At 66.2% G+C, this 10489-nt stretch carries 9 protein-coding genes; 3 read left to right on the plus strand and 6 right to left on the minus strand.

Going from position 1 to position 10489, the window contains the following annotated elements; genetic code table 11:
• Positions 1–32: 32 nt before the first annotated feature.
• From greA to carA, 6 genes are all read right to left on the minus strand, one after another.
• A complete protein-coding gene (gene greA, locus G3545_RS29410; protein ID WP_170017815.1) occupies positions 33–506 on the minus strand; it encodes a transcription elongation factor GreA in 474 nt (157 codons plus the stop codon).
• Between the two features lie 139 nt (positions 507–645).
• Positions 646–3981, minus strand: coding sequence for a carbamoyl-phosphate synthase large subunit (gene carB, locus G3545_RS29415; protein WP_170017816.1), 3336 nt, complete (start codon positions 3979–3981; stop codon positions 646–648).
• Between the two features lie 182 nt (positions 3982–4163).
• Positions 4164–4712, minus strand: coding sequence for a cupin domain-containing protein (locus tag G3545_RS29420; RefSeq protein ID WP_246702622.1), 549 nt, complete (start codon positions 4710–4712; stop codon positions 4164–4166).
• Between the two features lie 23 nt (positions 4713–4735).
• Positions 4736–6148, minus strand: coding sequence for a UdgX family uracil-DNA binding protein (locus G3545_RS29425; protein WP_170017817.1), 1413 nt, complete (start codon positions 6146–6148; stop codon positions 4736–4738).
• Positions 6145–7359, minus strand: a complete 1215-nt coding sequence (locus G3545_RS29430) for a putative DNA modification/repair radical SAM protein (RefSeq protein ID WP_170017818.1) — start codon at positions 7357–7359, stop codon at positions 6145–6147. The genes G3545_RS29425 and G3545_RS29430 overlap by 4 nt, the downstream gene beginning before the upstream one ends.
• A gap of 92 nt (positions 7360–7451) precedes the next feature.
• Positions 7452–8648, minus strand: coding sequence for a glutamine-hydrolyzing carbamoyl-phosphate synthase small subunit (carA, locus tag G3545_RS29435; protein WP_170017819.1), 1197 nt, complete (start codon positions 8646–8648; stop codon positions 7452–7454).
• 226 nt (positions 8649–8874) lie between these two features.
• Between carA and G3545_RS29440 the strand changes: the two genes are divergently transcribed.
• The 3 genes from G3545_RS29440 to G3545_RS29450 are packed head-to-tail and all read left to right on the plus strand — an operon-like array spanning position 8875 to position 10423.
• Complete coding sequence (locus tag G3545_RS29440; RefSeq protein ID WP_170017820.1) at positions 8875–9333, plus strand: GatB/YqeY domain-containing protein; 459 nt, start codon at positions 8875–8877, stop codon at positions 9331–9333.
• 35 nt (positions 9334–9368) lie between these two features.
• Entirely contained in the window at positions 9369–10115 is a 747-nt protein-coding gene (locus G3545_RS29445) for an AzlC family ABC transporter permease (RefSeq protein WP_170017821.1), read from the plus strand.
• Complete coding sequence (locus tag G3545_RS29450; protein WP_170017822.1) at positions 10112–10423, plus strand: AzlD domain-containing protein; 312 nt, start codon at positions 10112–10114, stop codon at positions 10421–10423. Before G3545_RS29445 ends, G3545_RS29450 begins: the two co-directional genes overlap by 4 nt.
• Positions 10424–10489 lie beyond the last annotated feature (66 nt).

Here is a 10489-nt window from a genome sequence, read left to right on the forward strand (position 1 = left end):
TCCACGGGCAACATTGCAACCCGTGGCACCCTTCATCCGAAGCGCACGCCGGTGATCTCGTAGGAACGCGCGCCTTTGGGCGTCACCACCTCGACGGAGGAGCCGGACTTCTTGCCGATCAGCGCGCGCGCCATGGGCGAGGAGATGGAGATGCGGCCGGCCTTGGCGTCGGCTTCCATGTCGCCGACGATCTGCCACACGCGCTCTTCCTCGGTGTCCTCGTCGATCAGGGTGACGGTGGCGCCGAACTTGACGATGTCGCCGGACAGCTTGGCCACGTCGATGATCTCGGCACGCGACAGCTTGTCCTCGAGCTCGGCGACGCGGCCCTCGTTCAGCGACTGCTGTTCCTTTGCGGCGTGATATTCGGCGTTCTCCGATAGATCGCCGTGGGCACGGGCTTCCGAAATCGCGGCGATGATGCGCGGGCGCTCGACCTGCTGCCGGTGCTTGAGTTCGACCTCAAGGGCGGCGTGGCCGCCCGCGGTCATCGGAACCTTATCCATAGGTCTCTCGACCTCCCTGAAACGCAAACGGAACCCTTCGCGGGTGGAATTTCCGAGGCCACTCGACCGCCGGAAACCCGCCCGCGAAGGGCTGCCGCATGTCTGCCAGACGCTGCCGATCGATATCGGAATGCCGATATCAGGGCTGCGCGACGCCGAAATAATCCTGCAGGGCGCGAACTTCCAGATCACCGCCCAGATAGGCCTTGATCCCCTGCGCCGCTGCTATGGCTCCTGATAGCGTGGTGTAATACGGCACTTTGTGCAAGAGGGCGGCACGGCGGAGCGAACGCGAATCCGCCAGCGCCTGCGCGCCTTCGGTGGTGTTGAAGACCAGCTGGATCTCGCCATTCTTGATGGCATCGACAATGTGCGGACGGCCTTCCAGCACCTTGTTGACCTTGGCGCTGGCAATGCCGTTATCCGCAAGAAAACGCTGCGTGCCGGACGTCGCGATCACCTTGAAGCCGAGCGCGATCAGCAGGCGCACCGTATCGAGGATGCGCGGCTTGTCGTCGTCGCGCAGCGAGACGAACACGGTGCCGGACTTCGGCACTTTGGTACCGCCGCCGAGCTGGCTCTTGGCGAACGCCACCTCGAAGGTACGGTCGAGGCCGATGACCTCGCCGGTCGAGCGCATCTCCGGGCCGAGCACGGTGTCGACGCCGGGGAATCGGGCGAACGGGAACACCGCCTCCTTGACCGCGACATGGTCCGGCTTCATCGGCATGAGGCCGAACGAGGCGAGCGGCTCGCCCGCCATTATCCGCGCGGCGATCTTGGCGATCGGGATGCCGACCACCTTGGCGACGAACGGCACGGTGCGCGAGGCGCGCGGATTGACCTCCAGCACATAGATGTCGCCATTCTTGATGGCGTACTGCACGTTCATCAGCCCGCCGACCCGGAGCGCCAGCGCGAGGTCGCGGGTCTGCTTCTCCAGCCGGGCGATGGTCTCGGGCGAGAGCGAATGCGGGGGCAGGGAACACGCCGAATCGCCGGAATGGATGCCGGCTTCCTCGATGTGCTCCATGATCCCGCAGATGAAGGTGTCCTTGCCGTCCGCCAGGCAGTCGACATCGACCTCGATGGCGTCCGACAGATAGCGGTCGAACAGCAGCGGGTTCTTGCCGAGCACGGTATTGATCTGCCCGGTCTTGTCGTTGGGATAGCGCGCTTTGACGTCGTGCGGCACCAGTTCCGGCAAGGTGCCGAGCAGATAATCGCCGAGCTGCGAATCCTCGAGGATGATCTGCATGGCGCGGCCGCCCAGCACATAGGACGGGCGCACCACCAGCGGATAGCCGAGATCGCCAGCGATCAGCCGGGCCTGCTCGACCGAATAGGCGATGCCGTTGGCCGGCTGGCGCAGCTTCAGCTTGTCGAGCAGCGACTTGAAACGGTCGCGGTCCTCGGCGAGGTCGATGGCGTCTGGCGAGGTGCCGAGGATCGGGATATCGACTGCCTCAAGCGCGTGGGCGAGCTTCAGCGGCGTCTGCCCGCCGAACTGCACGATCACGCCATGCAGCGTGCCGTTGGTCCGCTCGCGATCGAGGATCTCGATGACATCTTCCTCGGTGAGCGGCTCGAAATAGAGCCGGTCGGAGGTGTCATAGTCAGTCGAGACGGTCTCCGGGTTGCAGTTGACCATGATGGTCTCGTACCCGGCATCGTCGAGCGCGAAGGCGGCGTGGCAGCAGCAATAGTCGAACTCGATACCCTGGCCGATGCGGTTCGGCCCACCGCCGAGGATGACGACCTTCTTCCGGTCGGAGGGGCGCGATTCATCCGCCGCCGCGCCGGCGAACGGCGCCTCATAGGTCGAGTACATATAGGCGGTGGGCGAGGCGAACTCGGCGGCGCAGGTGTCGATGCGCTTATAGACCGGACGCACGCCGAGCCCGCGGCGACGCTCCGAGACTTCATGCTCGGAGAGCCGGGTGAGGCCGGCAAGGCGGCTGTCCGAGAAGCCCATGGCCTTCAAGCGCCGGAAGGCGCCGGCATTGGTGGGCAGGCCGTGCTTGCGGATCTTCGCCTCGGTGTCGACGATGCCGCGGATTTGCTCGAGGAACCACGGGTCGATCTTGCAGCCGGCGTGGATCTGCTCATCGTCGAGGCCGAGGCGCATGGCCTGCGCGACCTGCAACAAGCGGTCCGGGGTCGGCGTACCGATGGCGGCGCGGATGGCGTTCTTGTCGTCACCGTGGCCGAGGCCTTCGATCTCGATCTCGTCGAGGCCGGTCAGCCCGGTCTCCAGCGAGCGCAGTGCCTTCTGGAGCGATTCCTGGAAGGTCCGGCCGATCGCCATCGCCTCGCCGACCGACTTCATCGAGGTGGTGAGCACCCGGTCGGCGCCCGGGAACTTCTCGAAGGCGAAGCGCGGGATCTTGGTGACGACATAGTCGATGGTCGGCTCGAACGAGGCCGGCGTCGCGCCGCCGGTGATGTCGTTGGCGATTTCGTCGAGCGTGTAGCCGACCGCGAGGCGGGCCGCGACCTTCGCGATGGGAAAGCCGGTCGCCTTCGAAGCCAGCGCCGAGGAGCGCGACACCCGCGGGTTCATCTCGATGACGATCATGCGGCCCGTTTCCGGGTCGATGGCGAACTGCACGTTGGAGCCGCCGGTCTCCACCCCGATCTCGCGCAGCACCGCCAGCGAGGCGTCGCGCATGATCTGGTATTCCTTGTCGGTCAGCGTCAGCGCCGGGGCCACCGTGATTGAATCGCCGGTGTGCACGCCCATCGGGTCGATGTTCTCGATGGAGCAGACGATGATGCAGTTGTCCGCCTTGTCGCGGACCACCTCCATCTCGAACTCCTTCCAGCCGAGCACGCTCTCCTCGATCAGCACCTCATTGGTGGGCGAGGCATCGATGCCGCGCTCGACGATCTCGATGAACTCGGCCTTGTTGTAGGCGATGCCGCCACCCTGGCCGCCGAGCGTGAAGCTCGGGCGGATGATGGCGGGCAGGCCGACGACGTCGAGCGCGCCGAGTGCCTGCACCAGCGTCTTCACCTGCTGCGAGCGCGGCGTGTCGAGGCCGATCTTGGTCATCGCCTCGCGGAACAGCTCGCGATCCTCGGCCTTGTCGATGGCCTCGGCGGTGGCGCCGATCATCTCGACGCCATACTCGTCCAGCACGCCCATCTTCTTCAGCGACAGCGCGCAGTTCAGCGCGGTCTGGCCGCCCATGGTCGGCAGCAGCGCGAAGCCGCCGGGGATGGCGTGGCGCTCCCTGGCGATGATCTTGGCGACGATTTCCGGAGTGATCGGCTCGACATAGGTGGCGTCGGCGAGGTCCGGGTCCGTCATGATGGTCGCCGGATTGGAATTCACCAGCACCACGCGGTAGCCCTCGGCCTTCAGCGTCTTGCAGGCCTGGGTGCCGGAGTAATCAAACTCGCAGGCCTGGCCGATGACGATGGGGCCGGCGCCGATGATGAGGATGGTGGAGATGTCTGTGCGTTTCGGCATCGGGTCCCGTGCGGCTCGCGCATTCAACCGGGCGCACGAAAAAGGACGCGTGGGTGACGCGTCCTTGGGCGGACCCGGATCAGTTTGTTGGCGGAGTGTCCCTCCGCGAAGGCGATTTAGGTTTGGTCGTTAGAACTTGGCGCCTCCCATAGACCAGATTTGCCGGAGGGGGAAGGGCAGCCTCATTTCATCCAAAGACGGGTGAGGGCACCTTCCGGCCCCGTTACCGGGTCGGATACGGGCAGCGGCACCGCTTTGATGCGGGTGACGGCCTCGTGGAGACCGGTGGCGGAAGGCTTTTCGATCTCGTAATCCTGGCCCGGCGGATAGGCCCCGACGATGAGAAGACCAGGGCTGGACATGATTCGCTTGTGACCGGTGCCGGCGGGCAGGATCACGATATCGCCCGGGGCAAGGTCGATCTCCTCGCCGCCCTCGCCGCCGAGCAACACGGTCGCGTCGCCGCGCACGACCGCGAGCGTCTCATGTGCCGTGGAGTGGAAGTGGTGGAAATCGAAGATGCCGTTGCGCCAGCGACATTCCCAGCCATTCCTGTCGATCAGCGCTTCGAACGTCGATGGCTCAGCCAAAAGCACTGCCCGGTAGAGCAGGACTGGCAGATCTGGATTGTTGGGAACGCCGCCGGAAGGGTCGAATCTCAGTGTCTCGGGCTCCGGCATGTCGTTCCTTTCCTGCAGCATCACAGCAGCAGAAGCCTCGACGGCGATCATCGGTTCCGTAGCAGAGGCGGACGTCACGCCGCCAGCTTCCCGACCATCGCCTCTATCTGCCTGAGATCACTAACGAAATCGGCATAGGCCTGGCGCTTCGCCGCCTCGTCCGGCAGGCGCAGCAGATAGGAGGGATGCACGGTGATGAAGCCCGGCCGGCCCTCGAACCCCGCCGGCCCGCGGGATCGGGTGATCGGCAGGGCCTTGCCCGCAAGCGCCTGGACGGCGGTGGCGCCGAGCGCGACGATCAGGCGGGGATGTACCAGCGCCAGTTCCTTGTCGAGCCACCAGCGATAATGCTTCACCTCGCCGGCGGTCGGCTTCTGGTGGATGCGCTTCTTGCCGCGCAGCTCGAATTTGAAGTGCTTCACCGCATTGGTGACATAGACGCGCGAGCGGTCGATGCCGGCCTCCTGCAGGGCGCGGTCGAACAACTGGCCGGCCGGGCCGACGAAGGGGCGGCCTTGCAGGTCTTCCTGGTCGCCCGGCTGTTCACCGACAAAGGCGATGCTCGCGCCGACCGGGCCTTCGCCGAACACGGCCTGCGTGGCGCCCGGCACCAGCGGGCCAGCCGCGGCGATGCTGCGGTTGAGCTCGGCGAGAGTCTTCGGATCCTGATCCGACATGGCCGCGACAGCCTTGTCGGGATTGCGCTTGATCGGCATGGCGGCCTCTTGCTCCAGCATGTCCCTAACGCGGGAAGGGGCGGTTTGGAGCAATGCCGGGATCGCCTGCGTCTCCGGCATGTTGTGCCAGTATTTCCTCGGCATCTCCGCGCGCATCGCCGTCGGGTTGGCACGGGCAGGGTTGAAGGCGCTCTCGTAATAGCCGAGCCAGCCCCGCTCGACGCCGTCGCTGTCGGGCGCGCCGCTGCGTTCCGCGGGCGGGCCGACGGCCAGCTCTTCGCCGTTCCAGTGCAGAGAGCCCACCGGCGTCAGGATCGACCATTTCATGCCGGGGAAGCGGTCGACGAAGAAGCCGGCCGTTGCCTCCACGATGAAATGGTCCGGTTCGAACCAGGCGATGAATCGCTCGCCGTCGTCAGTCTCGGCACGGCGAAAACGCACGAAGGCGTGCATCTTGTGCAGGTCGCGGCCGACCGCCTTTGCCATCATCGCCAGGCGATGCACCAGCGGGTCGCTCTGCACCTCCAGAAGCGCGCGCTCGCCATGGATGATCCGCCAGATCAGTGTGTAGAGCAGGGCATAACGCTCGGGTTCGCGATGGCAGACCACAAGCTCCGCCAACTCCCCCACAGCCCGCGGCAGCGCGACGGGCGGCGCTTCTCCAAGGGGCGCCGCGCCGAACAAGTCCGGCGTGTCCTGTGTCGCCCATACGACGTTTTCGGGCATCGCATCCTGCGCGACCAGCGCGCGCACCGCGTGCCGGAAGCCGTCGGGATCCGCTCCCGCCTTCAGCTCAATGCGATGGGTCATGGGAAAAGACTCAATTGCTGGGACGGTCGGGTCAGCCGCTCGCGGAGATCGAGCCGGTCGGTGAGCCGCAGCGGATGGTGGTCCGGCGTGATGAGAAACGGCCGCGCACGCCGCAGGCCCGCGCTCAACCGTGCAATATCGTCGAGCCGCAAGCGCGTATGCCGACGGGCGGCGACGATCTTGTCGACCGCCCGGCTGCCAAGCCCCGGCACGCGCAGCAGCAATTCGCGCTCGGCGGTGTTGACGTCGACCGGGAAGCGATCGCGGTTCTTCAAGGCCCAGGCAAGCTTCGGGTCGATGTCGAGATCGAGCATGCCGTCCTTGCCGCCCGCACTGATCTCCTCGACCGTGAAGCCGTAATAGCGCAGCAGCCAGTCGGCCTGGTACAGCCGGTTCTCGCGGCGCAGCGGCGCCGGCTTCACCGGCAGCGCGCGGCTCGCCTCCGGGATCGGGCTGAAGGCTGAATAATAGACCCGCCTCAGGCCGTAGCCGGAATAGAGCGAGGCGCTGGTGGTGAGCACCGCCTCGTCGGTGGTCTCGTCGGCGCCGACGATCATCTGCGTGCTCTGGCCGGCCGGAGCGAAGATACGGCGTTCCTCGCGCGCCTCCGCGATGCGCTCATGCATCTGGCCCATCGTGGCCTTGATGGCGGGTGCGTCCTTTTCCGGCGCCAGGCGCTTCAGGCTGGCATCCGAGGCGAGCTCGATATTGACCGACAGCCGATCGGCCCAGAGCCCGGCCTGCTCGATGAGCCAGGGACTGGCCTCGGGGATCGCCTTCAGATGGATGTAGCCGGCAAAGCCATGCGCCTGCCGCAGCGTCTTCGCCACCAGCATCATCTGCTCCATCGTGTAGTCGGGCGAGCGGATGACGCCGGAGGAGAGGAACAGGCCTTCGATGTAGTTGCGCTTGTAGAAGTCGAGCGTGAGCTGCACCACCTCGTCCACGCCGAAGCGTGCCCGCCGTACGTTCGAAGAGCGCCGGTTGATGCAATAGGAGCAGTCGAACAGGCAGTAATTGGTCAGCAGGATTTTCAGCAGCGACACGCAGCGCCCGTCCGGCGTGTAGGAATGGCAGATGCCGCTCGGCGTGGTCGAGCCGATGCCACCGGGGGCCGCCTTGCGCGGCGTCGCCCCGGACGAGGCGCAGGAGGCGTCATATTTGGCGGCGTCAGCCAGTATTCGCAGCTTGGTGACAAGCGTTTCTTCCACGCCATCCTCCCGAATGTTCACTATATGTTCTCATTTGGAGGCAGGCAATCCCGCTCGCATTACCGTGTCGAGCGGGATCGTTGTTCGGGGCGCTAGGCCGCCTCGCTCTTGTTCTTCGCGATCATCGCGATGAAGCGGTCGAACAGATAGTGGCTGTCCTGCGGGCCGGGGCTGGCTTCCGGGTGGTACTGCACCGAGAACACCGGCTTATCGGTGAGCTGGATGCCGGCATTGGAGCCGTCGAACAGCGAGACATGGGTCTCGGCGGCATTGGCCGGCAGGCTGTCGCGGTCGACTGCGAAGCCGTGATTCATCGAGGTGATCTCGACCTTGCCGGTGGTCATGTCCTTCACCGGATGGTTCGCGCCATGATGACCCTGGTGCATCTTCATGGTGCGCCCACCGACCGCGAGGCCGATCATCTGGTGGCCGAGGCAGATGCCGAAGGTCGGCACGCCGCGCGCGATGATCTCGCGGATCACCGGCACCGCATATTCCCCGGTCGCCGCCGGGTCGCCGGGGCCGTTGGAGAGGAACACGCCGTCCGGGCTCAAGGCGAGCACGTCCTCGGCGGAGGTGGTGGCGGGTACCACCGTCACCTTGCACCCCGCCCGGGCGAGCAGGCGCAGGATATTGCGCTTGATGCCGTAGTCGATGGCGACGACGTGGTGCACCGGGGTGTCCTGGCGGCCATAACCGTCCGGCCACTGCCAGGGGGTCTCGTCCCAGCTGAAGCGCTGGGCGCTGGTGACCATCGGCACCAGGTCCATGCCGACGAGGCCGGGCCACTCCGCCGCCTGCTGCTTGAGCGCCGGCAGGTCGAACACGCCGTCCTCGGCATAGGCGATCACCGCATTGGGCATGCCCTTCTCGCGGATCAGGGCGGTCAGCGCCCGGGTGTCGAGCCCGGCAATGCCGACAATGCCGCGCGCCTTCAGCCACTGGTCGAAATGGCGAGTCGCGCGATAGTTGGAGGGATCGGTGATCGCGGAATGCAGCACCACGCCGCGCACGCCGGAGGCGCCGGCCATCGAGACGGTCTCGATGTCCTCCTCATTGGTGCCGACATTGCCGATATGGGGGAAGGTGAAGGTGATGATCTGCCCGGCATAGGAGGGATCGGTGAGGATCTCCTGATAGCCGGTCATCGCCGTGTTGAAGCACACCTCGCCCACCGCGCTGCCTTCGCTGCCCAGGCCGAAGCCTTCCAGCACCGTGCCATCGGCCAGCACGAGGAGGGCGGTCGGGAGGGGCTCGGCCCACACGTCGTTATTGGCGTCGCCGCTCATCTGATCTTGTTCCTGCGTCATGCGTGGCCTAATTAAACGTTCGCCGCGTCCGATGCCAGCGCCTAGGTTGCGCATCTGTCCTGCACGGCCCGAAGGGGCAGGGACATAAAGGACGTGCGGATGCCGCCGGGGATTTGAGGGCGGCCGGGGGTGATACCAACAGGAGCGGCGGCGCGGCAAGGCGGGAGCCTGCGCGCGACCAGCCGCCGAACGATGAGAGATCAACGTGTTACGCGATTCGATCAATGCGTCCCTCAAGGACGCCATGAAGGCCGGCGACAAGCTGAAACTCGGGACGCTGCGTCTCATCAATGCCGCGATCAAGGATCGCGACATCGAGGCCCGCGGCCATGGCCGTGACCCGCTCGCCGACGACGAGATATTCGGGCTGCTGGCCAAGATGATCAAGCAGCGCGAGGAATCGGCGAAGGTCTATGAGGAGGCCGGCCGTGCCGACCTCTCCACCCAGGAGCGCGACGAGATCGTCGTCATCCAGGGCTTCCTGCCAAAGCAGATGAGCGAGGCCGAGGCGCAGGCGGCGGTGGCCGCGGTGATCGCGGAGATCGGCGCCCATGGCCTGAAGGACATGGGCCGCACCATGGCCGCGCTGAAGGAGCGCTATACCGGGGTGATGGACTTCGGCAAGGCCAGTGGCACGGTGAAGGCGTTGCTGACCGCGGGCTGACCGCAAAGGGCGAAAACAACGAAGCCCGCGCCGCGATGACATCGCCTCACGATCAGCCGGCCCATCCCGCGGCCGCCACCTTCACGCCCGCGGGTATCGCCCGCGGGTTCCGCGAGATGATGCCGATCTCCATCTCGATCTTCGTCTTCGCCGCAGCCTTCGGCCTCACCGCCCGCAATATCGGCCTCGATCCCTGGCTCGCCTGGCTGATGAGCGCCACGGTGTTTGCCGGCGCCGCGCAATTCGCGGTGCTGGATCTCTGGCAGACGCCGGTGCCGTGGGTACCGCTGCTGCTCGCGACCTTTGCCGTCAATGCACGGCATCTGCTGCTCGGCGCCTCGCTCTATTCCTGGTGCCGTGGATTGCCGCGGTGGAAGCGCTATGTCGCGATGACCATGCTCAGCGACACCAACTGGGCGCTCTCTATTGCCGCCCATGGCAAGGGCGAGCGGGATTTCGGTCATATGTTCGGCGGCGGGGTGCTGCTCTGGGTATCCTGGACCAGTGGCACCCTTGTCGGCGCGGCGTTTGGCGGCTTCACGCTCGCCGATATCCAGCGCTACGGGCTCGACATGGTGTTCGTGGTGTTCTTCGCCTGCACCCTGCTCGGGCTCCGGCGCGGCCGGCTCGACGACCTGCCCTGGCTCGTCGCCGGCATCGCCTCGATCGCGGCGGTGTGGTGGCTGCCGCCGAACTGGCATGTGCTGGTGGGTGGCTTTGCGGGCGGCGTCGCCGGCCTGATCCAGCATGAGCGCCGGCTCCGGCGCGGGACGCCATCGTGAACACCGGGAACGCGCTCCTGGTCATCGCGGCGATGACCCTCGTCACCTACGCCACGCGTGCCGGCGGCATCTGGTTCATGGGCTTCATGCCGATGACCGCGCGGGTCGAGGCCTTCCTGCGCTATCTCGCCGGATCGGTGCTGGTCGCGCTGCTGGTGCCGGCTGTGGTGCGGGGCGGAAGTGCCGCCTTCGTTGCGGTCGGCGTCTCGCTTGCGGCCATGTTCCTCATCCGCAGATCGCTGCTTTCCATGGCGCTCGGCGTCCTGGCGGCAGCGCTGTTCCGCGCCTTCGTCGAGGGCGGGCCCTGAGTCGGGTGCCGCTCGGCGTGCCCTGTGGAAAGCGGGGATTGCGGGCGGCGCGCCTTGTGCCGATCT

The organism is Starkeya sp. ORNL1 (genome assembly GCF_012971745.1).
GTDB lineage: Bacteria > Pseudomonadota > Alphaproteobacteria > Rhizobiales > Xanthobacteraceae > Ancylobacter.

Bases quoted from the DNA above. Each gene is read 5' to 3' on its own strand.
- G3545_RS29425 (WP_170017817.1), bottom strand. From the start codon at position 6,148: ATGACCCATCGCATTGAGCTGAAGGCGGGAGCGGATCCCGACGGCTTC.
- carA (WP_170017819.1), bottom strand. From the start codon at position 8,648: ATGAGCGGCGACGCCAATAACGACGTGTGGGCCGAGCCCCTCCCGACC.
- G3545_RS29420 (WP_246702622.1), bottom strand. From the start codon at position 4,712: ATGATCGCCGTCGAGGCTTCTGCTGCTGTGATGCTGCAGGAAAGGAAC.
- carB (WP_170017816.1), bottom strand. From the start codon at position 3,981: ATGCCGAAACGCACAGACATCTCCACCATCCTCATCATCGGCGCCGGC.
- G3545_RS29445 (WP_170017821.1), top strand. From the start codon at position 9,369: ATGACATCGCCTCACGATCAGCCGGCCCATCCCGCGGCCGCCACCTTC.
- greA (WP_170017815.1), bottom strand. From the start codon at position 506: ATGGATAAGGTTCCGATGACCGCGGGCGGCCACGCCGCCCTTGAGGTC.